This window comes from Microcoleus sp. AT3-D2 (assembly GCF_036705715.1).
Lineage (GTDB): Bacteria > Cyanobacteriota > Cyanobacteriia > Cyanobacteriales > Microcoleaceae > Microcoleus.
In genome coordinates, this window is record NZ_JAUBVE010000005.1 from 22,320 (window position 1) to 47,011 (window position 24,692).

At 47.7% G+C, this 24,692-nt stretch carries 24 protein-coding genes and 1 riboswitch; of the genes, 7 read left to right on the plus strand and 17 right to left on the minus strand.

Annotated elements, in window-relative coordinates; genetic code table 11:
- Positions 1 to 79: 79 nt before the first annotated feature.
- From psbA (QUB44_RS03585) to cobG, 4 genes are all read right to left on the minus strand, one after another.
- Complete coding sequence (gene psbA, locus QUB44_RS03585; protein ID WP_333363123.1) at positions 80 to 1,162, minus strand: photosystem II q(b) protein; 1,083 nt, start codon at positions 1,160 to 1,162, stop codon at positions 80 to 82.
- A gap of 228 nt (positions 1,163 to 1,390) precedes the next feature.
- On the minus strand, positions 1,391 to 2,101 hold the full coding sequence (locus QUB44_RS03590; protein WP_333363216.1) for a precorrin-2 C(20)-methyltransferase: 711 nt from the start codon (positions 2,099 to 2,101) through the stop codon (positions 1,391 to 1,393).
- Positions 2,098 to 2,727: a precorrin-8X methylmutase gene (locus QUB44_RS03595; protein WP_333363219.1), complete on the minus strand. Its 630-nt coding sequence runs from the start codon at positions 2,725 to 2,727 to the stop codon at positions 2,098 to 2,100. Before QUB44_RS03595 ends, QUB44_RS03590 begins: the two co-directional genes overlap by 4 nt.
- Before the next feature lie 148 nt (positions 2,728 to 2,875).
- A complete protein-coding gene (gene cobG / locus QUB44_RS03600; protein ID WP_333363222.1) occupies positions 2,876 to 4,459 on the minus strand; it encodes a precorrin-3B synthase in 1,584 nt (527 codons plus the stop codon).
- A gap of 8 nt (positions 4,460 to 4,467) precedes the next feature.
- A riboswitch (adenosylcobalamin-variant (AdoCbl-variant) riboswitch) is annotated at positions 4,468 to 4,547 on the minus strand.
- A gap of 230 nt (positions 4,548 to 4,777) precedes the next feature.
- Here cobG and psbA (QUB44_RS03605) point away from each other — a divergent pair.
- On the plus strand, positions 4,778 to 5,860 hold the full coding sequence (gene psbA, locus QUB44_RS03605; RefSeq protein ID WP_333363123.1) for a photosystem II q(b) protein: 1,083 nt from the start codon (positions 4,778 to 4,780) through the stop codon (positions 5,858 to 5,860).
- Between the two features lie 224 nt (positions 5,861 to 6,084).
- Here psbA (QUB44_RS03605) and QUB44_RS03610 read toward each other — a convergent pair whose 3' ends face one another.
- Positions 6,085 to 6,669: a GNAT family N-acetyltransferase gene (locus QUB44_RS03610; RefSeq protein ID WP_333363225.1), complete on the minus strand. Its 585-nt coding sequence runs from the start codon at positions 6,667 to 6,669 to the stop codon at positions 6,085 to 6,087.
- Between the two features lie 254 nt (positions 6,670 to 6,923).
- Between QUB44_RS03610 and QUB44_RS03615 the strand changes: the two genes are divergently transcribed.
- Positions 6,924 to 7,358 carry a GNAT family N-acetyltransferase gene (locus QUB44_RS03615; protein ID WP_333168755.1) on the plus strand — a complete coding sequence of 145 codons (435 nt, stop codon included), beginning with the start codon at positions 6,924 to 6,926 and terminating at the stop codon, positions 7,356 to 7,358.
- A gap of 157 nt (positions 7,359 to 7,515) precedes the next feature.
- Here the strand turns inward: QUB44_RS03615 and QUB44_RS03620 are convergent, their stop codons facing one another.
- From QUB44_RS03620 to gltB, 6 genes are all read right to left on the minus strand, one after another.
- Positions 7,516 to 7,797: a XisI protein gene (locus QUB44_RS03620; protein WP_333363228.1), complete on the minus strand. Its 282-nt coding sequence runs from the start codon at positions 7,795 to 7,797 to the stop codon at positions 7,516 to 7,518.
- A 124-nt stretch (positions 7,798 to 7,921) separates the two neighbouring features.
- Positions 7,922 to 8,779 carry a hypothetical protein gene (locus QUB44_RS03625; RefSeq protein WP_333363231.1) on the minus strand — a complete coding sequence of 286 codons (858 nt, stop codon included), beginning with the start codon at positions 8,777 to 8,779 and terminating at the stop codon, positions 7,922 to 7,924.
- Between the two features lie 28 nt (positions 8,780 to 8,807).
- Complete coding sequence (locus tag QUB44_RS03630) at positions 8,808 to 9,077, minus strand: hypothetical protein (protein WP_333363234.1); 270 nt, start codon at positions 9,075 to 9,077, stop codon at positions 8,808 to 8,810.
- Positions 9,078 to 9,170: 93 nt separating this feature from the next.
- A complete protein-coding gene (locus QUB44_RS03635; RefSeq protein WP_333363236.1) occupies positions 9,171 to 9,416 on the minus strand; it encodes a XisI protein in 246 nt (81 codons plus the stop codon).
- A 149-nt stretch (positions 9,417 to 9,565) separates the two neighbouring features.
- Positions 9,566 to 10,069 (minus strand): GUN4 domain-containing protein, encoded by a 504-nt coding sequence (locus QUB44_RS03640; RefSeq protein ID WP_333363239.1) that lies wholly within the window; start codon positions 10,067 to 10,069, stop codon positions 9,566 to 9,568.
- Positions 10,070 to 10,217: 148 nt separating this feature from the next.
- The gene (gene gltB / locus QUB44_RS03645) at positions 10,218 to 14,804 is read right to left on the minus strand and encodes a glutamate synthase large subunit (RefSeq protein WP_333363242.1); all 4,587 of its coding nucleotides are present in this window, start codon (positions 14,802 to 14,804) and stop codon (positions 10,218 to 10,220) included.
- 202 nt (positions 14,805 to 15,006) lie between these two features.
- Between gltB and QUB44_RS03650 the strand changes: the two genes are divergently transcribed.
- The 5 genes from QUB44_RS03650 to QUB44_RS03670 all read left to right on the plus strand — a co-directional run bounded on the left by QUB44_RS03650 (position 15,007) and on the right by QUB44_RS03670 (position 17,446).
- Positions 15,007 to 15,225 (plus strand): DUF433 domain-containing protein, encoded by a 219-nt coding sequence (locus tag QUB44_RS03650; RefSeq protein ID WP_333166575.1) that lies wholly within the window; start codon positions 15,007 to 15,009, stop codon positions 15,223 to 15,225.
- 147 nt (positions 15,226 to 15,372) lie between these two features.
- Positions 15,373 to 15,549 carry a hypothetical protein gene (locus QUB44_RS03655; protein WP_333363245.1) on the plus strand — a complete coding sequence of 59 codons (177 nt, stop codon included), beginning with the start codon at positions 15,373 to 15,375 and terminating at the stop codon, positions 15,547 to 15,549.
- Positions 15,550 to 15,978: 429 nt separating this feature from the next.
- Positions 15,979 to 16,398, plus strand: a complete 420-nt coding sequence (locus QUB44_RS03660; RefSeq protein WP_333075032.1) for a cupin domain-containing protein — start codon at positions 15,979 to 15,981, stop codon at positions 16,396 to 16,398.
- 137 nt (positions 16,399 to 16,535) lie between these two features.
- Positions 16,536 to 16,865: an iron-sulfur cluster assembly accessory protein gene (locus QUB44_RS03665; RefSeq protein ID WP_333363248.1), complete on the plus strand. Its 330-nt coding sequence runs from the start codon at positions 16,536 to 16,538 to the stop codon at positions 16,863 to 16,865.
- Positions 16,866 to 16,873: 8 nt separating this feature from the next.
- Positions 16,874 to 17,446, plus strand: coding sequence for a Uma2 family endonuclease (locus QUB44_RS03670; RefSeq protein WP_333363495.1), 573 nt, complete (start codon positions 16,874 to 16,876; stop codon positions 17,444 to 17,446).
- A 140-nt stretch (positions 17,447 to 17,586) separates the two neighbouring features.
- Here QUB44_RS03670 and QUB44_RS03675 read toward each other — a convergent pair whose 3' ends face one another.
- The 6 genes from QUB44_RS03675 to atzF all read right to left on the minus strand — a co-directional run bounded on the left by QUB44_RS03675 (position 17,587) and on the right by atzF (position 24,634).
- Positions 17,587 to 18,573, minus strand: a complete 987-nt coding sequence (locus QUB44_RS03675; RefSeq protein WP_333363250.1) for a glycosyltransferase — start codon at positions 18,571 to 18,573, stop codon at positions 17,587 to 17,589.
- Between the two features lie 340 nt (positions 18,574 to 18,913).
- Positions 18,914 to 20,128: a response regulator gene (locus QUB44_RS03680; protein WP_333363252.1), complete on the minus strand. Its 1,215-nt coding sequence runs from the start codon at positions 20,126 to 20,128 to the stop codon at positions 18,914 to 18,916.
- Between the two features lie 216 nt (positions 20,129 to 20,344).
- Positions 20,345 to 20,575: a membrane protein insertion efficiency factor YidD gene (gene yidD, locus QUB44_RS03685; RefSeq protein WP_190732478.1), complete on the minus strand. Its 231-nt coding sequence runs from the start codon at positions 20,573 to 20,575 to the stop codon at positions 20,345 to 20,347.
- A 149-nt stretch (positions 20,576 to 20,724) separates the two neighbouring features.
- Positions 20,725 to 21,666, minus strand: coding sequence for a tRNA pseudouridine(55) synthase TruB (gene truB, locus QUB44_RS03690; RefSeq protein WP_333363253.1), 942 nt, complete (start codon positions 21,664 to 21,666; stop codon positions 20,725 to 20,727).
- 366 nt (positions 21,667 to 22,032) lie between these two features.
- Entirely contained in the window at positions 22,033 to 22,779 is a 747-nt protein-coding gene (locus QUB44_RS03695) for a calcium-binding protein (protein WP_333363255.1), read from the minus strand.
- 40 nt (positions 22,780 to 22,819) lie between these two features.
- The gene (gene atzF, locus QUB44_RS03700; RefSeq protein ID WP_333363257.1) at positions 22,820 to 24,634 is read right to left on the minus strand and encodes an allophanate hydrolase; all 1,815 of its coding nucleotides are present in this window, start codon (positions 24,632 to 24,634) and stop codon (positions 22,820 to 22,822) included.
- Positions 24,635 to 24,692: the final 58 nt, after the last annotated feature.

Sequence of the window (24,692 nt, forward strand, 5' to 3'; positions counted from 1 at the left end):
CAGGTCTCTAAAAATATTTTCCCCAAACAAAAAGCGCCCCTATTTCTAGGAGCGCTTTTTGTTAATCTCAAGTTAAAAATTAACCGTTGATAGAAGGAGCAACCAAAGCTACGGGAGTGGTTTCACCAGCAGCCAAGTCGAGAGGGAAGTTGTGAGCATTGCGCTCGTGCATTACTTCCATACCCAAGTTAGCGCGGTTGATGACATCAGCCCAAGTATTGATGACACGACCTTGAGAGTCGATAATCGATTGGTTGAAGTTGAAACCGTTCAAGTTGAAAGCCATCGTGGAGATACCCAAAGCGGTAAACCAGATGCCTACTACTGGCCATGCACCTAACAAGAAGTGCAAGGAACGGCTGTTGTTGAAGGAAGCGTATTGGAAAATCAAACGACCGAAGTAGCCGTGGGCTGCAACGATGTTGTAGGTTTCTTCTTCTTGACCGAATTTGTAACCGTAGTTTTGTGATTCGGTTTCGGTTGTTTCACGAACCAAGGAAGATGTTACCAAGGAACCGTGCATGGCGGAGAACAAGCTACCACCGAAGACACCAGCAACTCCCAACATGTGGAAGGGGTGCATCAGGATGTTGTGCTCGGCTTGGAACACGATCATGAAGTTGAATGTGCCGGAGATACCCAAGGGCATACCGTCAGAGAACGAACCTTGTCCAATTGGGTAGATCAAGAATACTGCGGTTGCTGCTGCAACTGGTGCAGAGTAAGCTACGCATATCCAAGGACGCATACCTAAGCGGTAGGACAATTCCCATTCACGACCCATGTAGCAAAATACACCGATCAGGAAGTGGAAAATTACCAATTGGTAAGGGCCGCCGTTGTACAACCACTCGTCTAAGGAAGCTGCTTCCCAGATTGGGTAGAAGTGAAGACCAATGGCGTTGGATGAAGGAACAACAGCACCTGTGATGATGTTGTTACCGTACATCAAGGAACCTGCTACTGGTTCGCGGATACCATCGATGTCCACTGGAGGAGCAGCGATGAAGGCGATGATGTAGCAAATGGTGGCGCTGAGCAAGGTAGGAATCATCAAGACGCCGAACCAACCGATGTAAATCCGGTTGTCTGTGCTTGTGACCCACTCGCAGAAGCGTTCCCAGACGTTGGCGCTTTCGCGCTGCTGTAAGGTTGTTGTCATTTGTTTATGATTGCTTTATTTGGTTTTCAATGTTCGTGACGGCTTTGTGTTCCGCCATGTAAATAAACATAAAGCATATTCTAAGGTTTGTAAAGTATTTTAACAACAGATTAACTGATTAAAGATATAAGATTAAATTATCAATATGAAGAAAACTGGATAAAGAGGTAAGAATGCACAAAAAAGTAGGTAAAGCCTGGAAGCGCGTCGCCTTCAGGCATGGAAATATTAAGATACAGACTTCTGCTGGCTAGGTATCATAATGAGAGCCCAATAGGGAACTTCAGCGGGATCGACATCTGCGATCGCCCGAATGCGCTGATTTGGCATAGTTGCCCGTTCTATATACAAAGCTCGATCGAACTGTCCCAACTCAATCAGCACGTCCCGGACTTTCGCAAAATGCCGGCCCAGCTTAATAATCACAGCAGCATCAACAACCGCCAGTCGATCGCGCAAAACCTCAGCATCCAGCGTCGCAGGCATAATACTTAACACATCGTTACGATAAGTCAGTGGCACTCCCAACGCAGCCGCACTCGCCATTGTCGAAGAAATTCCCGGCACAACTTCAGTGGTAAATCTCGCCGACAAACGGTTGAATAGATACATAAACGAGCCGTAGAGAAAAGGTTCGCCCTCACATAGCACCGCCACATCCTGTCCCTGGCTCAGATGTGCGGCAATTTTCTCGGCAGCAATATCATAATAAGGTTGAGACGATCGCGTCGGACTAAAAGGCAACGGCATCGGAATCTCAATTTGCTCCGGGCGCAGATAATCAGCAACGATCGCCCGCGCCAGCACCTTACCATTTTCCATCGCCGGATAGGCAATCACCGGCACCGATTGCAAAATCCGATAAGCTTTCAAAGTAATCAACTCTGGATCGCCAGGGCCAATACCCAAACCGTACAATTTACCAGTAGCCTTAGTCATAATTCATCCTTTTTCGCTAACGCATTCACGGCCGCCGTTGCCATTGCACTGCCGCCGCGCCGCCCGTGCAACGTAATAAATGGCACTCCCCGACTGTTGGCGGCCAGTTCGGCTTTGGATTCGGCGGCCCCGACAAATCCTACCGGGAAACCCAGAATTAAAGCCGGTTTGGGTGCTCCGGCATCCAGCATTTCCAGCAGTCGGAACAAAGCAGTCGGGGCATTGCCGATCGCCACAACCGCACCCTGCAAGTTGTCCAGCCATAAATCCAGGGCCGCGGCCGATCGAGTATTTCCGATTTGCCGCGCCAACTCCGGGATTTCGGAATGCCAGAGGGTGCAAATCACCGCATTGTCAGCCGGAAGGCGTTTGCGAGTGATGCCTTCGGCCACCATCCGGGCATCGCACAGAATCGGCGCACCTGCGACGAGGGCGTTGTGTCCCGCGGTGGCTGCACCGGGCGAAGCTGCTAAATCTGTAACAATATCGGTCATGCCACAACTGTGAATTAGCCGCACGGCTACCGATTCTAAATCGGGCGGCAAGCTTGACAAATCTGCTTCGGCTCGAATTGTGGCGAAGGATTTGGTGTAGATTTCTGTTCCGTCTCGAATGTAGTCAATCATTGTTTAAAACTGCTATGGGAAGTTTGTGGGATTTGTGAAATAGATTTTTTGAATGAACCGCGAAGATGGAAAGGAAGCGCAGGAAGGAATATCAAGAGAGATAGAAAGAGAAGTGATTAAAAATTGTCAGTTTGAATCGGATATTTTTTTACTTAAAATTTTTATTTCCGGTGTTCAACAACTCCTGCACTTTGTCGATCGGCAGCCGATCGACAAACTCACCAAATGACTCCACAGGCTCTCGAAACCGCTGATACACCCGCAACATTCGCTCGATCGCACCGGGCATCTTGATCGCACTCACCGCCTGAAAAATTGGTCGTCCGAAGGGCGAATCTTTTCTACCCGCATAAATGTCGTAACCTTCGATCGTCTCGTGTCCTCGCTCAATCTGAATTCCCACCAGCGTGATATCAATTGGCCGGTGCTGGGCGCAGGACTTTTGGCAACCGCTGAAATGAATGTTAATCGGTTGGTCTATCGTCAATTTTTGCGCTAAATCCCTCACCATTTTTAGGGCGTGACTTTGAGTATCTGTCGCCGCCGAGGCACAGCCGCTGCTGCCGGCACAAGCCACCAAGCACGAATCTAGGCGACTCACCGACGAGTGCAATCCCATATCGGCGATTTGCTGTTTTACCTCAAAAAGCTGGGAGTTGGGGATATCAGAAATCAACAGATTTTGCCAGGGCGTCAGTCTCAGGGTACCGCTGGCTAGATTTTGGGCTAAGTTTGCCAAATTCCGCAGTTGCTTTGATTCTAGCCTACCGAGAGGCACTGCAATTCCCATGTAGGAGAAACCGGACTGTCGCTGAGGATGAATGCCGAGATGTCGGTGATTGGGGAGGGATTTTTCAGATGAGTCGATCAAACGGGCGGGCAAGATGCCCACCCCACAAGGAAATTCACTCTTTGTGGAACAGGCATCTTGCCTGTTCTTGGGAAAGGTGCAAGATGTGAATTGCAATAAAAATGGTAAATTCTGCTGTACCCTTTCTAGATAACTTTCAGCGCCCCAATCTGCCAGCAGGTGACGCAAACGCGGTTTTTTGCCATCAATTCGAGGTCGATTTTTGGTGTATTCAAGATAGGTGCTAGCGAGGGCGGCTAATACTGAAATACATTGCGATTCTTCGATTAAAATTCCTGTATCGCCGTTTAAATACAGGCGAAAAAGGATTTCTGATTGGGTTGAACGCCCTTCAGCAGCTAATAAAATATCGTTGCGTAAAGCCTGGATCGAAACCGATTCCCCGCCGTCGAAGCCAATACTGAACTTAGGCGAAAGTTCCGACAATTCGGGATGCGTTTGCAGGTAATCATCCCAAGCTTTGACTAGCGGGCGAGTATCCAGTAACTGCTGGCGATCGATCCCTGCTGTCGGGCTTGCCATAATATTGCGAATCGGGTCAACTTCAACGCGGCGAGACGCTATCCCCAATTCCTGCAAGCGGTTCCAGACTTCCGGGGCAATTTCCGAGTTCACTTCTCGGATTTGCAAATTTGCCCGATTTGTCACTTGCAAACAGCCGGTACTGTATTGATCAGCCACATCGGCGATCGTCCAACACTGCTGCGCGTTTAAAATTCCCCCCGGAATCCGCATTCTCGATAAAACTCCGTCTCGGGCGATCGAACCGTAAAATAAACCCGGACAAGTCGGCCAATTAGTCAAAGGTAACAAATAATCTCCTCCCCGTGCTCCGCAGGGAATCCAAAAGTAAACGCCCACAAAGCGCCCCCGAAATCGGCATTCTGACTTTTACAGTTGCGGCACAGCGCCGGAATTGCACCGGACTTTCCCGCTTTCAGGTTTTAGAAAGGTATCACGAGCTGACCCACAGAAAGCAAAACCCTCAACTTTCTTAACAAAACCCCTAGCGATGGCGTCGGGCCCCGCAAGCTACGCCCCTCTCTCTCTTTACATCAGCTTTCCTAATCACACTCATCAGTTTAACTGTCGCTCAACCCCTTTACAAACGTTAACAATACCGTTAATAATAGAAACATCATCCGAACATTGACAACCAAATAAAGCAATCATAAACAAATGACAACAACCTTACAGCAGCGCGAAAGTGCCAACGTCTGGGAACGCTTTTGTGAGTGGGTAACATCAACCGACAACCGGATTTACATCGGTTGGTTCGGCGTCTTGATGATTCCTACCTTGCTCAGCGCCACCATTTGCTACATCATCGCCTTCATCGCAGCCCCACCAGTGGACATCGACGGCATCCGCGAACCAGTAGCAGGTTCCTTGATGTACGGTAACAACATCATCACAGGTGCTGTTGTTCCTTCATCCAATGCAATTGGTCTTCACTTCTACCCAATCTGGGAAGCAGCTTCCTTAGACGAGTGGTTGTACAACGGCGGCCCTTACCAATTGGTAATTTTCCACTTCCTCATTGGCGTTTTCTGCTACATGGGTCGTGAATGGGAACTGTCCTACCGCTTAGGTATGCGTCCTTGGATCTGCGTAGCTTACTCTGCACCAGTTGCAGCAGCCACCGCAGTATTCTTGATCTACCCAATTGGACAAGGTTCGTTCTCTGACGGTATGCCCTTGGGTATCTCCGGTACATTCAACTTCATGATCGTGTTCCAAGCAGAGCACAACATCCTGATGCACCCGTTCCACATGTTGGGAGTTGCTGGTGTCTTCGGTGGTTCCTTGTTCTCCGCCATGCACGGTTCTCTCGTTACTTCCTCTTTGGTTCGTGAAACAACCGAAACCGAATCGCAAAACTACGGTTACAAATTCGGTCAAGAAGAAGAAACCTACAACATCGTTGCAGCCCACGGCTACTTCGGTCGTTTGATTTTCCAATACGCTTCCTTCAACAACAGCCGTTCTTTGCACTTCTTGTTAGGTGCATGGCCAGTTGTCGGCATCTGGTTTACCGCTTTGGGTATCTCCACGATGGCTTTCAACTTGAACGGTTTCAACTTCAACCAATCGATTATCGACTCTCAAGGTCGTGTCATCAATACTTGGGCTGATGTCATTAACCGCGCTAACTTGGGTATGGAAGTAATGCACGAGCGCAATGCTCACAACTTCCCGCTTGACTTGGCTGCTGGTGAGACAACTCCTGTAGCTTTGGTTGCTCCTTCTATCAATGGCTAAGTTTTAGTCTTTGATTGACAAAAAGCGCTCCTAGAAATAGGGGCGCTTTTTGTTTGGGGAAAATATTTTAACTGCGGGGAGGCGAAGTATCGTAGCCGCCAGAGGAGTTAGATCGAGCTTATTTGAGATTGCAATTCGCGGAGGTAACAGTTCCGTCGCTTCTGGTAACTCCTGTTAGGCTGAATTGAGGTCGGCTTCTGCTTGGAGACTCACTCATGATAAATTCAAGTTTCTTTAAACATCACAATACATTCATAATTTTCTATATCGAGAAATCGGTCAACTTGCAAAGTTCCTATTTGTTCAAATTCCTGTTTTTGGTGAAACATTAGGGAACGAGTATTAGCTATTGGCTGGGTAACAATAAACAGCGAAATAAATGAATTTGGAAAAAATTGATAAATTTCTTTATACATAAATCGAGCAACACCTCGACCCATCCAATTTAACTTGGTTGCTACTCTTTCGAGATAAAAATGCCGATCGCTTGTGACTATTTTCTTAAAACCCTCATCTTTCCAGATGATTTTATTCAACATTTCATCAGATATTTTGGGTTGTGATATAGCCACAAATCCCAGAGTTCCCCCATCGGTTTTAGCTGCCACAAAATATCTGCATGAATTATTTAAGCTTTGGACAATCTCATCTTCAGTAATTTGTGTTAGCAAAAAGCCGCGCTCGATCGACGTATTTTGACCGCGCGCATGAGAATTGTAAATATTGACGATCGCCTGTATGTCCTCTCGATCGGCTTCTCTAAAAATTAGATATTCCATTGCATAGTTTGTAAGAACGCTGTCATACATTTGCAATTTTAACGCTCAGGTTTATCTATTCTAAGAGCTAGATATAGATCGCATACCAGATTTAGTTTTGTAAATATTTTAGGGGCGATCGCCTTCGGACAATATAATGACTGTAGGTATGTCTGCACTTGTGGGCGATCGCAAATAACTTCCAGATAGCGTGGTAGATACAGGGAAATCCTCAGAATCTTGTGACTTTTTCTTGACACCCAATAAAATATGCAGTAATTTAAGAAAAAATTTGAGTAAGTAAGATGATTGACTACCGAGATAACGAAAACTTGTCTTTTGAGGAATATTACGACTTCTTAAAAAGGAGCGATCTTGGTAGTCAGTATCCCAAAGAGCGTTTTGAAGAAAGGGTAAGGAAGCTGTTGACTACTCGCTCAGTCGCTGTTACCGCTAGGAATGATGAAGGGAAGCTAATCGGGGTAGCCTTTGGTATTACGGATTTTGTTTATTTCCTTTTTGTCACAGACCTGGGTGTGGACAGGTCTTATGCAAAACAAGGAATAGGAAGTGAATTATTGGTTCGCATCCGAGAGATGGTTGGTGGGGAAGATGATATTACGGTCGTTACAGTCGCACATGAAACCGCAATGGGTTTCTATGAGAAGTGTGGATATATATCTGAAAACTGTCTATTTTGGAAGCCTTGCAAACTTTGGAGTGAATTCAAAGTAATTTAGCTCAGCAAAGGGATGAGTTACTTTCCCTTGTTTAATTAAGGAAAGCATAAGTAATTGAATCCAGAGAAACTCGCTTCCCCACAATTCGGTAGCAACTTTCCTGTTTTTCAATGTACTGTTTTGTTATTAAAGCTGCTGTAGTCATATCGATTAAGTGCTAAGAAACTACTGCAAAATCTGTGTACCGCCGCATCCCAGGCTCGTGAAATGCCAACACAATATCTTCCTTGGGAACCCCTGCACGCACCAAATCCCTTGCAATCCCATCTTCTGTCCAGTCTTCCTCGATCCAGAATTTACCATCGCGAATCCGAACGTAAACGGTAATACCGGTAATACGATCGCCCTTTTCCCAGCCAAGATTCATCCAGATGTAATGACCGTTTTGTTCGTCGGTAATTAAGAATGTTTCGATGTCTGGTTGAGGATGGCGGTACAATTATAGATACTCGGTTAAAATATGCTCTCTTACTTTGGGATATTCAGTTAGTTTATTCATTGCACTATTTTCTATACTATCGATCGACCTTTTTTCCCATCGCACTACGCGAATTGCGATCGCCTCAAATCCCTGATTCAGTAAAAGCTAGGTTCAAATCATCAATCAACCCCAATTGTTGGGCCCACTCTGTTAAGTAACCCCGATCCAAATTCTCAGATTGGACTTTCAGAATTCCCAAGACATCATTCCATTGTTTTTGAGACTGAGACTGTTGCCGCCAGAGCAGTTTTGCCAACACAATATCTTCAGGAGAAGCAACCCAAAATTGTTCTACACCAGCTTCGTCAAGCGCTTCTAATCGTCGTCTTGCCATTTTTGAGCGATCGAATTCAGTATTAGAATTCAGCACAATATCAGCGTTCAATACTAAAGTCATGTGAGTGACGCTCAACACCATCCCTCTACCCTCTTGAATATCTTTTACCGAACCCGGAGGGCAGTAAAAACCAGCCGTTTCTAGTGCTTCAACTAATTGAAAAATATTGTCCCGGATTAATTCAATTACTAAATCTAAATCCCGTGTTGTTCTCGGGTCGCCATAGACAGAAGCGGCAACGCCTCCTGTAATATAATAAGAGACACCTAATGTTTCAAAAATTGGGTGCAACAGTCTAGCAATTTCGCTGGGGTCTTGCGTCCACATAGAGGGCTCACTGGTGGGGGTTAAATTTGGCAACCACTTGCTACCTAATATCGATCGAGCAAATCGCTCTTTGTAGGTTGAGGGACAAGCTTTTTTCATCCCGCGCAAGCTAACAGTTTTTGCCCAACGATTTAATTTTGCCCCCATTTGCCACCGTTGGGAATTGGTGAGTTGTCGCAGTAGGTAAAAATCAATTGCATCAGCTTCAGGAGTTTTATCATTCGACTGGGGACGGTATCCAGGTTTGATGGATATTTCCGGTATGGATTGAATCATTTTGCTTGTTGATTTCCCTAATTCTCTATCAATTCCACAGTTGGGACAAGGGGAGAGTTTGTCCGGTAATTGCTTCATGAAAGCCTTGCTGAATCCCTTCGAGGACTGTTTCAGTGGGGTCATCATCGGGATCGATCTCAGTGTTTTGACGAATTTTTTTTTGCAGTTCTTTGAAGCGTCCTTTATAGATATTTTCCCATTTATGGGACTGCAAGAATTTGATGAAAGCTAAGACTTCTTGTTGTTGGTCTGGCGATAAGACCTTCACATTTTCCAAAATGGCTTGTTCGACGGTCATAATTATCCCTTTTTTTTGATTGCTATTCTACAATCTAGTAACAACATTATATCAAACGGGTGGGTCAACAGCAATTCAAAGTTTGATAAATTACTAGGAAGCTACTGCAAAATCTGTGTACTGTCGCATTCCCGGCTCGTGAAATGCCAACACAATATCTTCCTTGGGAACCCCTGCACGCACCAAATCCGTTGCAATCCCATCTTCTGTCCAGTCTTCCTCGATCCCGAATTTGCGATCGCGAATCCGAACGTAAACAGTGATACCGGTAATGCGATCGCCCTTTTGCCAGCCAAGATTTATCCAGATGTAATGACCGTTTTCCTCGTCTGCAATCAAGAATGTCTCGATGTCTCGATGTCTTATTGAGAAGGGCGATTATTGCACAATTCTATATACTCGGTCAAAATACGCTTGATTAGTTTGGGATATTCGATTAGTTGATCCATTGCACAATTTTATCTACTTCTGTATTTACGATAATTATTTTATAGATGACAAGCAGATAGTTTGGAATCTAACCAATGCAATCCCAATCCCCAGCTATTTCCACCAGGGACGATGACACTTCTATGTCCTAACCAATATACAAAAGTATGGGGAAGATGACCAAGGGGAGCGCGGAGTTCATAGGTCATTCTACTATTAAATAAATCCCATTTAACGTATTCGCAGAATTTGTCATAATCTTTGCCCGCTTGTTGCCAAATAGACCTTTGTACTGAAAATCCGAAACGCTCATTTGAGTATTTTACCCAAAGTTGGTTAATTGTTTGGAGGTCTGTACAAGGAAAGTTTACCCAATCTGAATGCCCTAAATAGCCTAATTTTTCACAGCACGCTACCCAAAGTATAATTTGTTTAGTTTCGCAATCAGCTTCTTTAAACTTGCCCTCTGCTAAAAAATTGCGTAATTGAGTGTAATCAGCTCCGCTTTCGGAAGCTAGATTAAGAAATTGGTTGTCATAATTTAAAGATTGAAAATCACTCATGGTCAGCGCCCAAGATATTTTGAATATGAGATTATTTGACTTGATCCGTATGAATTTGCTTCGCGCCCGCTTCGAGAAACCCATGCTTGAGTTAATTATAGTTTTGTAGGGTGCGTTAGGCCGTAGCCGTAACGCACCCATACTAATACTAGCTGCCGCCAATCCGAGCGACATCGCGAGCGTTTTCTTCAAACGCAGCCGTCAGCGCATCATCACCGCTTAAACCCGATGCGATCGCCCTTTCAATAGCCTGCAACACCCGCTTATAATCCCTCGGCATCACCTTCACAAAAACCGGCACCATATCATCCCACGCAGCCAGAACCTTCGATGCCTTCGCACTTCCAGTCAAATCAAAGTGAGTCTGAATTAACTGCCGCAAATCGCTAATTTCCTCAACATCCTCCAGTTTTTCCAAATCCACCATCGACATATTGCAGCGAGTAGCAAAATCCCCCGCCTCATCCAAAATGTAAGCAACACCGCCACTCATACCCGCTGCAAAATTGCGCCCGGTTTCGCCCAAAACTACAACTTTGCCGCCAGTCATGTACTCGCAACCGTGATCGCCCACACCTTCAACTACCGCATTCACGCCGGAGTTACGCACCCCAAAACGTTCGCCCGCCATCCCTCGGATGAAAACCTCGCCGGCTGTCGCGCCGTAAAGCACAACGTTACCGACAATCACGTTTTCTTCCGCGACAAAGGTAGAAGCCTGCGACGGATACAGGATGATTTTGCCGCCGCTGAGCCCTTTGCCCAAATAGTCGTTAGCTTCGCCTTCGAGCTCCAGGGTGACACCCTTGGGCACGAATGCGCCAAAGCTTTGCCCAGCGCTGCCTTGGAAGTGCAGGTGCACCGTGTCATCCGGCAAACCTTCCCAGTTGCGTTTGGTGATTTCGTTGCCGAGAATTGTGCCGACAACGCGGTTGACATTGGTAATCGGCAGTTTGGCGTGGACTTTTTCACCGTTTTCGATCGCACCTTTGCACAAATCCAACAACACAGTCATGTCGAGAGACTTTTCCAAACCGTGATCCTGCGCCATCTGACAATAGCGCCCGACATCCGCCCCAACCTCCGGCTGATAAAGGATTTTCGAGAAATCCAAACCCTTAGCCTTCCAGTGTTCCACCGCTTGCTGAGGTTCTAAAACATCAGTGCGGCCAACCATTTCATTCAGCGTGCGGAAGCCCAACTGCGCCATAATTTCCCGGACTTCCTGCGCGATGAAAGTCATAAAGTTTACCGTGTGCTCGGGGTCGCCGGTAAAGTTTTTCCGCAGCAGCGGGTCTTGCGTCGCCACGCCCACGGGGCAAGTGTTCAGGTGGCAAACGCGCATCATGATGCAGCCCAATGTCACCAGCGGCGCGGTCGCAAAACCGAATTCCTCAGCGCCAAGCAGTGCAGCAATTACTACATCGCGACCGGTTTTCATTTGACCGTCAGTTTCCACGACAATCCGGCTGCGGAGATTGTTCAGTACCAAAGTCTGGTGAGTTTCCGCCAGTCCCAATTCCCAAGGTAATCCCGCGTGTTTGATCGAAGTCTGGGGCGAAGCGCCGGTACCGCCGTCATAGCCGGAAATCAACACGACATCGGCGTGGGCTTTTGCAACACCCGCCGCGATCGTCCCGACTCCCACTTCCGACACGAGTTTGACGCTAATCCGCGCTTCTCGGTTGGAATTTTTCAAGTCGTGAATCAATTCGGCCAAATCTTCGATCGAATAAATGTCGTGGTGAGGAGGAGGCGAAATCAAACCCACACCCGGAGTCGAGTTCCGCACCTTGGCAATCCACGGGTATACTTTTTTACCAGGCAACTGTCCGCCTTCACCGGGTTTCGCGCCTTGCGCCATCTTGATTTGCAGTTCCCGCGCTTGTGAAAGGTACAAGCTGGTAACGCCGAAACGCCCGGAAGCAACTTGTTTGATCGCGCTGTTTTTCGAGTCGCCGCGATCGTTCGTCCAAGTGTAGCGATCGGGATCTTCGCCACCTTCACCGGTGTTCGATTTGCCACCAATGCGGTTCATCGCCACAGCTAAAGATTCGTGGGCTTCTTTAGAAATCGAACCATAACTCATCGCCCCAGTTTTAAAGCGTTTGAGAATAGATTCGATCGGTTCAACTTCCTCAATGGGTATCGATTCCCGCTGTTTGAATTGCAACAAACCGCGCAAGGTAAAATGCTGCTGGTTTTGTTCATTAACCAGCCCAGAATACTGTTTGAAAAGCGTATAACTGCCCTCGCGCACCGACTTTTGCAGCGCGTGAATTGTCTGCGGGCTAAACAAATGCGCCTCGCCTTCTTTCCGCCACTGATATTCGCCGCCGACATCGAGAGTATGTCCGCTGGATGGGCGATCGGGGAATGCGTGGGTATGGCGTAAAATAGCTTCTTGGGCGATGACTTCGAGGTCTACGCCTTCAATCCGGGAGGCTGTCCAAGCAAAGTATTTATCGACTACGGATTTGTTTAAGCCTATCGCCTCAAAAATCTGCGCGCCGCGATAACTTTGAATTGTGGAAATCCCAATTTTCGAGGCAACTTTCGTCACACCTTTAGTTGCGGCTTTGACGTAGTTTTTGCAAGCTGTTTTGTACTCGACATTTAGCAGCAATCCTTCGCGGATCGAATCGGCGATCGTCTCAAAGGCCAAATACGGATTAATCGCGCCGCAACCATATCCAATAAGTGTCGCAAAGTGATGCACTTCCCTCGGTTCGCCGGATTCGAGCACGAGTCCCGCCCGCGTGCGCGTACCTTTACGGATCAAGTGGTGGTGCAGGCCTGCAACTGCCAGCAGCGCCGGAATTGGGGCTTGGTCGGGACTGATGCCCCGATCGCTCAAAATGACGATATTCACCCCGGAGGCGATCGCGCTGTCTGCTGCCGCGAAAACCTCTTCTAAGGCTTGTTCAAGACCTTTTACGCCGCTTTTGGGGTCAAACAAAATCGGCAGTGTAATCGACCGGAAATTGCCCTCATTTACGTGTTTGAGCTTAGCTAATTCTTCATTGCTGAGAATTGGCGTTTTCAGTTCTATCAAATGACAGCTTTCCGGTTCTGGTTTGAGCAAATTGCGTTCAGCGCCGATCGTAGTTTCGGCAGAAGTTACAATTTCTTCGCGGATAGAATCAATCGGCGGATTGGTAACTTGAGCAAACAACTGCTGGAAGTATTCGTAAAGCAGTTTTGGTCGATTGGAAAGCACCGCCAGCGGCGTATCCGCACCCATCGCGCCGACAGCTTCCACGCCATCTTTCGCCATCGGCGCTAACAGCAACCGCAGTTCTTCAAAGGTGTAGCCAAAGGCCATCTGGCGCTGGATCAATGTTTCGGGGTGGGATTCTGGCAAGGCCGGCGCATCTTTCAGTTTGGCGATTTCGACCATGTGCTGGTCGATCCACTGGCGGTACGGGTGTTCTGTGGCGATTTTGGTCTTAATTTCCTCGTCAGAGACGATGCGGCCTTCCTCGGTATTTACCAGGAACATTCGCCCCGGTTGCAAGCGGCCTTTTGATACAATTCGTTCTGGGGCGATGGGCAAAACTCCGGCTTCCGATGCCATAATTACCAAGTCGTCTTTGGTAACGCAGTAGCGGGAAGGGCGCAAACCGTTGCGATCGAGCACGGCCCCGATCGATGTACCATCGGTAAATGCGATCGAAGCTGGGCCGTCCCAAGGTTCCATCAAGCAAGAATGGTATTCGTAGAAAGCTTTTTTCTCGTCACTCATGGACTCGTGGGCCGTCCAAGGTTCGGGAATCATCATCATTACAGCGTGCGGCAAAGAACGCCCGGCCAAATTCAGCAATTCCAAAGCATTGTCAAAAATCGTCGAGTCGCTGCCTTCGATATTGATTAAATTGGGGATTTTCTTTAAGTCATCGCCGAATAGTTCCGACTTGAACAGCGATTGCCGCGCGTGCATCCAGTTAATGTTGCCGCGCATCGTGTTAATTTCGCCGTTGTGAGCGATGTAGCGGTAAGGGTGCGATCGTTCCCAGCTCGGAAAAGTATTCGTGCTGAAGCGCGAGTGAACCAGGGCTAGAGCGCTTTCCATGTCGGGGTCGTGCAAATCGGGATAGTAATCACCGACTTGCACCGGCATTAACATACCCTTGTAGACGATCGTCCGGCAGGAGAGTGTGGAATTATACCAGTAGGGGTCTGTGTTAGTCCTGCGGATGGCATTGTGAGCCCGTTTGCGGATGACGTACAGTTTCCGCTCGAAAGCCGCCTCATCGATACCTGCGGCGCGCCGGAGGAACACTTGCTGCATGAAGGGTTCGCTAGATTTGGCGGTGTCGCCGAGGGACGAGTTGTTCGTGGGCACATCGCGCCAGCCCAGCACTTCCTGGCCTTCTTCTGCCGCGATTTCCTCAAAAATGCGTTTGCCGTTTTCGCGTTCAGTTTGATTTGGCGACGAGTAAATCGCGCCAACGCCGTACTCGCCGGCTTCGGGAAGTTCGATGTTTAGGGCCGCCGTTACTTTCTTGAGAAACTTGTGGGGTACCTGCATCAAAATCCCCGCCCCGTCTCCGGTGTTGGGTTCGCAGCCGCACGCGCCCCGGTGGTCGAGGTTCAATAGGATTGTCAGTGCCTGCTCGACAATTTCGTGGGATTTGTTACCCTTGATGTGTACGATGAATCCGACTCCGCAAGCGTCGTGCTCGAACTGCGGATCGTACAGACCTTGCTTTTGTGGCAGTCCGTTGCTGTTCATTTTGATGCTCCTGTCAAAGTGGCGAAAAGATGTTGATCTAGAGTAGAAGGCGGGAAGCCGATCGATCTAGTATGATGTATTATATATAGATTTACTGCATTGGGCAGATGCACGAAAAAATCAAAGCTGATGCGATCGAGCGAGCGTGAAAAAATAGTTAAAGGTGATGAGTTAACTATGAAACCGGAAGGTCTAAATATTTATGCAGAAAAAATCTCTAATTATTAGCGTATCTCCTGAAATTATGGGTGGCACTCCAGTCTTTGCTTTTACTAGGGTTCCGGTACAAACACTTCTGGACTATCTGAAAGCAGGAGAATCTATTGATGATTTTTTAGATGGATTCCCAACTGTGACTAAAGAGCAAGTCATCGCCTTGCTGGAAGAGGCAGAAAAACAGCTTGTTGGCATGGTCGCCTAACGAATGAAGCTTCTTTTGGATGAGTGCATCGATCGCAAATTGGCCAGAGAATTTGTTGACCATGAGATGAAAACGGTTCCACAAATGGGATGGGCAGGTGTAAAAAATGGTCAACTTCTTGCCCTTGCATAAGCAGAGTTTGATCTTTTGCTCACAGTCGATCGCAACTTGTCGTTTCAACAGAATTTGCCACAGTTCGATATTGCGGTAATTGTTCTGCAAGCACCATCCAATCGCTTGGCAGATTTGAAGCCTTTAGCTCCAAAAGTTTTAGCTATTTTAACTATGGCAACTAGAGGACAAGTTATGATTGTCAGTGCATAGCTTTAAGAAATACGCTCACCGAGATCCGTGAATGAGAAATTAAACAAATTCACAACTCCTAGCAACCGCCAGCGATAGCCTGGGTCAATGGCTGCATTTGTATCAATAGATGCTAGAAGTTTGGCAGCAGCAGTCTCAAGAGCTAGATTAGGATTCACATTTAATGAATATTCAAGAACCAGCGCCCTTTCTATGAAGATTTGATGTAGATTGGGGCGATCGAGCGAATAACAGGTGACAACAGCTATGTTGGTTTTGCTATGGTTGTTAAGGCAAGTCGATCGGGCTGAGCACAACTCTTGCAAAACTCTACAGTCGGCTAACCAGTCCCCGCAGGTGGGCTTCGGTTTTAACTATAGATTAGTTAATCTCAAAAAACAACGTCGTTTACCGAAGGATTCAGCAAGCAATCCTCAAGGAGTGAAAATCATGGTTCAGATTCAAGAAATTTCTCAAGTATCTACCCTGCACGCACCTGCAGCACCCAACGCAATAGCCGCTACGGAATTGCGGCCTTGGGGTTCATTTACGACTCTAGAAGAAGGCCCAGGATATAAAATTAAGCGGATCGAAGTTAAGTCTGGACACCGCCTCAGCCTGCAAATGCACCACCACCGCAGCGAACACTGGATTGTGGTTTCTGGTACTGCAAAAGTTACTTGTGGCGAAACTGAACAAGTTCTGTTTACAAATCAGTCTACTTACGTTCCTCAGTGCACTTCTCACCGCCTGGAAAATCCGGGAGTTATCCCCCTGGTTTTAATTGAGGTGCAAAATGGCGAATATCTCGGAGAAGATGATATTATCCGCTTTCAAGACGATTATGCTCGTAATGAAAAGGCTAAGTAACTCAAGTTGCTAAAGATATAGCAGTAAGGTGCGCGGCGGCGCACCCTACATTCTACGGGTAAGGTACACGGCTAGGCACACTCTATATTTTCAAAACTCAACATTACTTACCAATTACCAATTACCAATTACTCATAATGATTCATCTGAGCAAAACAGCAGCAACAGAAGTAACGCGCCTCAAGTCGAAGCGTCCGAACCCCAATGCTTTATTTCGTCTGGGCGTGGAATCGAGTGGCTGCTCCGGTTTGTCTTATACAATGGCATTTGACGATGCGCCAGCCCCAGAAGACGCTCTATGCGAGTCGGAGGGAATTGAAGTTGCGATCGACCCCCAGCACTTAAAATATCTCAATGAGATCACCTTGGATTATTCAGAAGACTTGATGGGGGGAGGTTTCCGATTTCACAATCCCAATGCCGCCCAAAGCTGTAGCTGCGGCAACTCCTTTTCTGCCAAGGAATAATCAATATGATGACACTCAAAGACTTAGAAAAAGTCCAAAAAACCTTCAAAGAAGCCGGTCAAGACTACCAAGTTGAACTAGAAAGCGGGAGAATTATCATTGTGGGCCCGTCAGACATTGTATCTAGTGAAATTGGCATTCGCTTGAGTGCCTTTCTCTTCGTTTGGGTGAATCCCCGCCGTTTGGGTCGAGTTTTTGACTCCGCAGGCGGCTTTATTTTACCTGATGCTAACCTTACAGCACCTGATGTTTCTTTTGTCCGAGCCGCACGTCTCAGGCAAAGTCCCCGTTATTTCGGAGAATTAGTCCCAGACTTGGTAGTAGAAATTAAATCACAGAGCGATCGCATTAAACCGCTAGAAAAAAAGATTAAGAATTTCCTAGAACTCGGAGCGCAAGTGGGAATTTTGATTGACCCGGACGAAGAAACTGTTACAGTTTATCGTCAGGAATGTGAACCAATTGTGTTGGGAAATGAAGATATTTTGACTGTCCCCGAACTTTTTCCTGGCTGGGAATTGCCAATTGCTGAACTGTGGCCGCCAATTTTTACTGAAGCAGAAACTCAAACTGAAGCCTAAAGTTTATGCAGGTTTTACATAGCCAGAAATGCGAAAAGCCTCTCTTCTCTTCCTCTGTGTCCTCTGCGCTCTCTGCGGTTAAATAATTCCTATGCAACCGGCAACCGTAAACGATATCAGTGCAATGGAAAAGCTTTCAATCAAGCTGGTGTACCGAGAATCATCCACTGCATTAACCGCTGCCACTCGGGAGATTGAGCTAATAAATCTGCATCGAATTCATTTCCCGCATCCTGCGAAAACTCAGCGAAAGCTTCCGCCCAATTAATTACTGTTTCCACAGGCAAATAAGGCGTATAATTCCAAGAACGCTGCAAAAACTCTACCATCTCAACAGAATGACCGGTGCGGTACAAATACCAAGCAATCCAAACTAAGGTACTGTACTTAATTTGTCTTTCCAACAAACGTATTTTATCCGGCAACTCGGGGCGGGCAAAAAAATTGTCCATCACTGCGGCGAGGGATTTAGCCTGCGGTAAACCTTTGTACATGGCGCTTTGTTCGTGCTGGCGGTAGCAAACAGTTACTTGTTGCAACCACTCTGCTTCGCATCCCATTAAGGCTAAACGCAGCACTAAATCTGTATCTTCCGCCGGGGGAAATCGAGGATCAAATCCGCCGGCGCGCTCTAACCACTGACGGCGAAATACCATCGCGCTGGGTAAGACTGGTTTCCACCGCAGCCACATTTCTAAGTCTAATTTAGGGACATTTTGCCAGAGTTTGACATCTTTTAGCGGTTCGCCTATACTATTAACTAGACGCCAGCCACTGTGAACTATTCCTAGATTTGGTCGCGCTGCAAATACAGCCATTTGTGCTGCTAATTTGTCTGGTAAAAAGTAGTCGTCAGCATCAAGAAAAGCGATAAATTCTCCTCGGGCTAGCTCGATGCCGTGATTTCTGGCAATCGAAACTCCTTGATTTTGTTGGTAAATGTAGCGAATTCGATCGCCATATTTCTCTAAAACTAACTTGGTATCGTCTCGGGAGCCGTCGTCTACGACAATAATTTCCCAGTTAGCATAGGTTTGGTGCAGAACGCTATCTACGGCTTGGCCGACGTAAGCAGCGCAGTTGTAAGCCGGAATTACTACACTCACCTGCGGGGTGCGATCGCTCATAATTAATATCAAGTTTTATGGATTATACCATTTTAGATTTTAGATTTTAGATTTTAGATTTTAGATTTTAGATTAAAAAACTGGAAATGATTGATGACCGTCTGGCTGGGAACTTGCCTACAGTTGCATTCTTTTTGTCAAATGGTTGGAACTGGTATTAGAATCAATACGCGTTGAGCTGGTTTACGGAAATGCGGGCTTTGAAAGTCAGAAAAACCATGCAACCGCCCCTACAAGATTTATTGGTAAAATCCGGTGGCGTCTTTATTTTACAATACTTATCGGGTGCCCAGGAGGCTCACGCGCCCGATAAGTGACGCTTGATCAGCATAATTTGGGTTCAAGAATTTGCCAGGGTAAGTTGTCGTGGATTAAGTATATCTTGGGGGCGGATTGCTGAAGGGTGGCGATCGCCTTTTACCTTCAAATACTTATCAACTATTTGCACAACCTGTTCGGGATTGGCTGGCTTGCTCAAAAAATCGGAAGCACCTGTCAATTTCGCCCGCGTGCGGTCAATTATACTATCTTGACCGGTCAAAAATACGATCGGAGTTTCCCGAAAAGCTGGTGTTTTTCGCAAAAAATTGCACAAAGCAAAGCCACTTGTCTTGGGCATCACCACGTCCATAAAAATTAAAGCAGGCTTTTGTTTGGCGAGGAGGCCCACTCCCTGCATGGGGTCTTGAATTTTTAGGACTCGATACCCCTCCGGCAATAAAATTTGCTCTAAAAATTCGCAAACTGTCGGACTGTCATCGATACAAGCAATCAAAGGGCGACCCGGCCCTGCCATCGCTGAGGCAAGGCGCCACTGTTCTATAGGCGACGGCAAGTCTGGTACTGTTCGGAAATTTACTAAACCTTGCTTGATGTAATTAACTAAAGCGCGAGTTGCCACTGTCACGCACTGCTTTTTCTTAAATGCAATATCCCAAAGAGTATTCTCGCCGTTGAATACGTTACCCAAAGCGATCAAAGAATTAGAACTAAATCGATTTTGCTGCAACTGAGCCGATGCTTTTAAAAGTGGTGCTTGTTCGGGATCTACCAGCCACAAACCCATTGCTTTCCACTTCTGCCAAATTTCTTCTGTACAACACAGAACTTTCTCTACTTCTGTTAAAGACAGCAGCAAAGAAGAGGTAATGGTAGAAAAATATTTCTGGGACGGACGCCACTCCCGGCGCAAACCCGATTGACCGATCAGAGCAAATAACACTTCGGAAAGGCTGGTGTGGACGATCGCCCTAGCTTGTTCCAGACTCATTTCGCTGGCTGCTATCCCTCGCTGAAGCAGTTGATATTCCCACAGTTCTCCAGCATCGAGGTTTCTGAGATCCACTTGAAAGTTTCGACAGTGTTGCCCGATCGCCCTGTACCAGCGCCTCGCTCTGTGCGCTCCTCCAGTGGCATAAACCAAACTACCCTGAAAAAAGTAAAGTTGCCACTGTTGTTCGCCTTGCTCTAACAGCAGTTTCCCCGTTGCTTGTTTCTGGCTGAGTACAGCCAGAGTATGGGACAACATTTTGTATCCGATTGCGGTAGCAGACATATCAACTCGCATCCCCTGTACTCTGTTTGTACCATTATATAGCTGCTGAGTTTTGAAAGATAACAGTAAAATTACTGAATTTAGGTTAAAAAACACCACTAATTGTGAGAATTTTACCCTCTTAGGGAGTGATTCCCCTCGGTAGTTTTAGCCATGAGGATACAACGCCTATTTGCACTATTAACTAATCATTAAAATCGGGATTCTCACTAATAACTAATTGCCTTCGCTATCTGTGGGAGGTACTGGATCGTAACCCCCTGGATGAAAAGGATGACAGCGTAAAATTCGCTTAACTGCCATTGAGCTGCCGCGGGCCGGCCCAAATCTTTCTATTGCTTCGATCGCGTATTGCGAACAAGTTGGCTGAAATCTACAGGCGTTAGGCAGGTAAGGAGAAATCCCCATTTTGTAGCCTCGGATTAATCCGATCAGCAATATTTTCACAATTTTTACCTCAGCGATTGATTAGATTAATAGGCCAATCTCGTCCCGTACCGCTGTAAGCTAGGTGCATCGAGAGCATTCACAGCGGTTAGAGTTGCGCCAACTTTTCCAGTACCAATTATACCTTTTTTCATTTTTATTTTAGATACTCAAATCACAATTTGAGGAGATAATATGGTACTTGTCTCTGAGTTGGCTACTTGACCGATACCTAAAAAATTACCGTCTCGATCGTACACCTGCAAGGGATAGGGAGGTTCGGGTATTGGGTTGTGGGGGGAATTGTTGCTACTTTCCTCCTCTGGCCCGATCGGCGTTTCGGGAATCGGGAGGCGCTGTCCTTGAAACCAGCGTTTGGTATATTCAGGGGAAAGGACGATCGCACCTAAATGTCCCAAAACCGCCGATGGCAAAATCGGGCAGAATTTATTCTCCTGCAATTGCAGTTCCAATTGTTCAAAAGTTAGACTTTGGTCGATCGAAAAACCGCTACTTTCGGTGCGAGTCAAACAAGCCAAAGTACCGCCTGCATTCAACATAGCGCCCAAATCCCGTGCGATCGCCCGAATGTAAGTACCCGCCCCGCAGGCGATCGACAAATCCAATTCAGGAAAATCCCCCGGCCGCCAATCCAATATTTCCAGCCGAAAAACCTCAACATTTCTAGCAGCAACTTCCACAGTTTCGCCTTTTCTAGCTAACTCATAAAGGCGTTTTCCTCCCACCTGCACCGCACTAAAACTCGGTGGAAACTGCTCGATTTTTCCTATAAATTTGGGCAGTGCAGCTTGCACTTTTTCCAAACTCAACTCTGGCACCGGTTGAGAATGGATAATTTCTCCTTCTAAATCGTCAGTAGCAGTAGTTAAGCCAAACCGAATCGTACCTCGGTAAGCTTTATTGTGTTGGAGATATTGTAGCAGTCTGGTTGCTTTGCCCAGGGCGATCGGCAAAACGCCAGTCACAGCAGGATCGAGGGTTCCTCCGTGTCCGACTCGCTTGAGTTTCAATAGCCGGCGCACTCGCCCCACGCAGTCGTGAGAAGTCATGCCCGCAGGTTTGTTGAGATTGAGAAAACCGTCATTAGTCATTAGTCATTAGTCAGTAGTCAGTAGTCAGTAGTCAGTTGTTATATCAAATCCGTTAGCATCGGAATAGTAAATTCGAGTTCACTGTTGACGGTTGACTGTTGACGCCGTGAACAGTCAACAGTCAACCGTTAACAGTCAACATCATTCCGGTGTTACCGGAAATGATATTATTTGTTATTTGTTATTTGTCATACCAAATCCTGCTTAAATAACTTTCTCTATCTTAGTCTGCGAAGGCAGACTTCGTTTGTGTAGTTTGAGGTCAAAAGCGGTTTCAAGCACCGAGTCTCATAAAATGGTTAGCCAACCCGGATTTTGTATCAGTCAACCGTCAACAGTCAACCGTCAACCGTCAACAATTCCCAATTAAAGAATAAAGTCTGCCTGACTGATAGAAGCGCGGGCAACTCCGAATAAAGTAGCCAGAGTTTCCTTGGTGCTTGTAAGCTGAATAATTGTACTCGGCGAAGTTCCTGCCCCAGCGGCAATGGTGAGTTCGCCAAAGGTGAGGCCGGCAGCCAAGCGAATTTGATCCGTACCATCAGTAAAATCTGTAATGACATCAGCATCTGCCTGACGCCCGATCGCAAAAGTATCGTTTCCGGCGCCGCCAGTTAAAGTATCTCGGCCGCGATCGCCCGATAAACAGTCATCGCCGATGCCACCAAACAGCGAGTCATCGCCGGCCCCCCCAAAAAACGTGTCATTACCCGCGCCGCCCAACAAAGTATCGGTGTCTTGGTTGCCAAACAGCAAATCATTGCCAACGTCGCCCAGCATAGAGTCAGAACCTTTGCCGCCGTAGAAAGTATCGTCGCCGGCGCCGCCCAAAACGCTGTCACGGCCAGCACCGCCGAACAGTCTGTCATCGCCAATGTCGCCCAGCAGTGAGTCATCGCCGTCGCCGCCGTAGAGGGAATCGTCTGCGCCTAAGCCCAAAATGCTGTCAGGGCCACCCAAACCAAATATCAAGTTAGCGCCCGCAGTACCTCTGAGGGAGTCGGGGCCGCTGGTGCCGCGAGTGCCACCAGGTGCCCCTCCGGGACTGGTACCGCCGCCGGTGGGGGTTGGGGTTGTGACGGGAATTGGTCGAATTGGCACTGCTGATGGCATGATTCTGAAGATGGGTAGAAATTTGCAATTCTAACTTAACTTAAAACCGGAAGTTATACGCTCGCCAACCGCCTAGATCAGAAATATCGATCGCATCCGCCACAGCATAAGGTTCGCACAAAAAGCCCTGCACCGTCGAGCCGTCCTCCAACACCAGCGTACCAATTCCCAAGGGCGGGGGAATTTTAGCGACAAATCCGCCGAAAGCCGCGATCGACAACTCCCAAACTTCCACCTCGATCGCGCTACCGCCCTCTATCTGACGCACCAATCCCGGCTTGCCAAGAGCAGTACCCGTCAAAGCGTACAGCTTGTAAATCGGGCTGGTACGGCAGGCGCGAACCAAAATTCCTCCGATCTCGATTAGTTGATAATTCAGCGGCTCACCGCTCAAATGAGCGCCAACCACGGCTATTTTAACTCGTTCTTCTGAGTCAGATTTGGGGGCAATGGCTGGTTCCGGGAGGCTTGGTAGCGGCTGGCCAGTTGCGCCCAAAGTTCCCCCCAAGCGATCGTGGAAAGCAGATCCCAGGCGGCAGAGCGATAAATCGTGCCACGCAGGAGCCATCAGTGTCAATCCTGCGGGCAATCCGCTGCTTTGAAACCCGCTGGGAACTGCGATCGCGCACAAATCGAGCAAATTCGCAAAGTTTGTGTAGCGCCCGAGATTGGTGTTGAGCGCGATCGGCTCGGCTGCAACTTCTGCGACAGTATAAATTGTGCCTGTCGTGGGTACCGCCAACACATCCATTGACTGCCACTGAATTTCTGCAAGCTGGCGGAGTTCGGCCAACTGGTATGACGCGCGGTAGGCAGAGACGGCATCGTAGCGTTTGCCGCCGCTGATAATTTCGTAGACGATCGGATCGATATCCTCTGGGTGCGCGTCGAGGAAATCGCCGATCGCGGCCAACCTTTCTGCTACCCAAGGCCCGCCGTAGAGCAGTTGGGCAGCATCCGCAAAGGGTTTGAAGTCAATAGGTGCGATCGTGCAGCCCAATGATTGCAAGCGCGTGATCGCCTCTCGGTAGCGCTGTTCGGCTTCTGCATTCCCAAAAAATTCGAGTTCGCCCTCTCTGGGAACTCCCACCCGCAAGCTGGATAAATCTGGCAAAACTTTCGTTTCAGGGCGACGAGAAAACGCATCCTCAGCATCAAAACCGCTGGCTACTTGCAGCACCGAGGCTGCATCCGCACAGGTGAGAGCGAACACAGAAACGCAATCGAGCGATCGCACTGCCGGCAGCAGGCCGCTAGTGCTGATCGATCCGCAACTTGGCTTCAGCCCGACAATGTTGGTAAAAGCAGCGGGAACCCGCCCTGAGCCTGCGGTATCGGTACCTAGAGCAAAACTCACCAATCCGGCGGAGACTGCTGCTGCGGAACCGGAACTCGATCCGCCCGGAATGTAGCGCCGATCGAACGGATTGCGACAAACTCCATAGGGAGTGCGGGTTCCCACTAATCCTGTGGCAAATTGATCCATGTTTGTTTTGCCGATCGCGATCGCACCGGCCGCGCACAGGCGCTCTACGACTGCGGACGATCGCGCTGGAGTGCGAGCAAACGCAGGACATCCCGCCGTAGTCGGAACGCCCGCCCAATCGAGATTATCTTTGATCGCAAAAGGTATCCCGTAGAGCGGCAATTGTTGCGGATCTAGGTTTTCCAAAGCTTTGGCGCGTTCGAGGGTTTCCGCCTGCGGTGCTAAATAAATCCATACTGCCGGATCTGCATAGCGTTCGATCCGATGGTACACGCTGGCGATCGCATCTGCAGGCGCGATCGAGCCGGTGCGGTAGCGATCGAGCAGCGAATGAATGTCGAGACTCTGACTGTAGTTAACTTTTTCCATAATGCACCCTCAATTAACTCTGTCGATTTTAGATTTTAGATTTTAGATTGAAGATTTG

Coding starts and splice junctions, on each gene's coding strand:
- psbA (WP_333363123.1), bottom strand. CDS start 1,162: ATGACAACAACCTTACAGCAGCGCGAAAGCGCCAACGTCTGGGAACGC.
- QUB44_RS03590 (WP_333363216.1), bottom strand. CDS start 2,101: ATGACTAAGGCTACTGGTAAATTGTACGGTTTGGGTATTGGCCCTGGC.
- QUB44_RS03595 (WP_333363219.1), bottom strand. CDS start 2,727: ATGATTGACTACATTCGAGACGGAACAGAAATCTACACCAAATCCTTC.
- psbA (WP_333363123.1), top strand. CDS start 4,778: ATGACAACAACCTTACAGCAGCGCGAAAGTGCCAACGTCTGGGAACGC.
- QUB44_RS03610 (WP_333363225.1), bottom strand. CDS start 6,669: ATGTATGACAGCGTTCTTACAAACTATGCAATGGAATATCTAATTTTT.
- QUB44_RS03615 (WP_333168755.1), top strand. CDS start 6,924: ATGATTGACTACCGAGATAACGAAAACTTGTCTTTTGAGGAATATTAC.
- QUB44_RS03625 (WP_333363231.1), bottom strand. CDS start 8,779: ATGATTCAATCCATACCGGAAATATCCATCAAACCTGGATACCGTCCC.
- QUB44_RS03630 (WP_333363234.1), bottom strand. CDS start 9,077: ATGACCGTCGAACAAGCCATTTTGGAAAATGTGAAGGTCTTATCGCCA.
- QUB44_RS03640 (WP_333363239.1), bottom strand. CDS start 10,069: ATGAGTGATTTTCAATCTTTAAATTATGACAACCAATTTCTTAATCTA.
- gltB (WP_333363242.1), bottom strand. CDS start 14,804: ATGAACAGCAACGGACTGCCACAAAAGCAAGGTCTGTACGATCCGCAG.
- QUB44_RS03650 (WP_333166575.1), top strand. CDS start 15,007: ATGCAGAAAAAATCTCTAATTATTAGCGTATCTCCTGAAATTATGGGT.
- QUB44_RS03660 (WP_333075032.1), top strand. CDS start 15,979: ATGGTTCAGATTCAAGAAATTTCTCAAGTATCTACCCTGCACGCACCT.
- QUB44_RS03665 (WP_333363248.1), top strand. CDS start 16,536: ATGATTCATCTGAGCAAAACAGCAGCAACAGAAGTAACGCGCCTCAAG.
- QUB44_RS03670 (WP_333363495.1), top strand. CDS start 16,874: ATGACACTCAAAGACTTAGAAAAAGTCCAAAAAACCTTCAAAGAAGCC.
- QUB44_RS03675 (WP_333363250.1), bottom strand. CDS start 18,573: ATGAGCGATCGCACCCCGCAGGTGAGTGTAGTAATTCCGGCTTACAAC.
- QUB44_RS03680 (WP_333363252.1), bottom strand. CDS start 20,128: ATGTCTGCTACCGCAATCGGATACAAAATGTTGTCCCATACTCTGGCT.
- truB (WP_333363253.1), bottom strand. CDS start 21,666: ATGACTAATGACGGTTTTCTCAATCTCAACAAACCTGCGGGCATGACT.
- QUB44_RS03695 (WP_333363255.1), bottom strand. CDS start 22,779: ATGCCATCAGCAGTGCCAATTCGACCAATTCCCGTCACAACCCCAACC.
- atzF (WP_333363257.1), bottom strand. CDS start 24,634: ATGGAAAAAGTTAACTACAGTCAGAGTCTCGACATTCATTCGCTGCTC.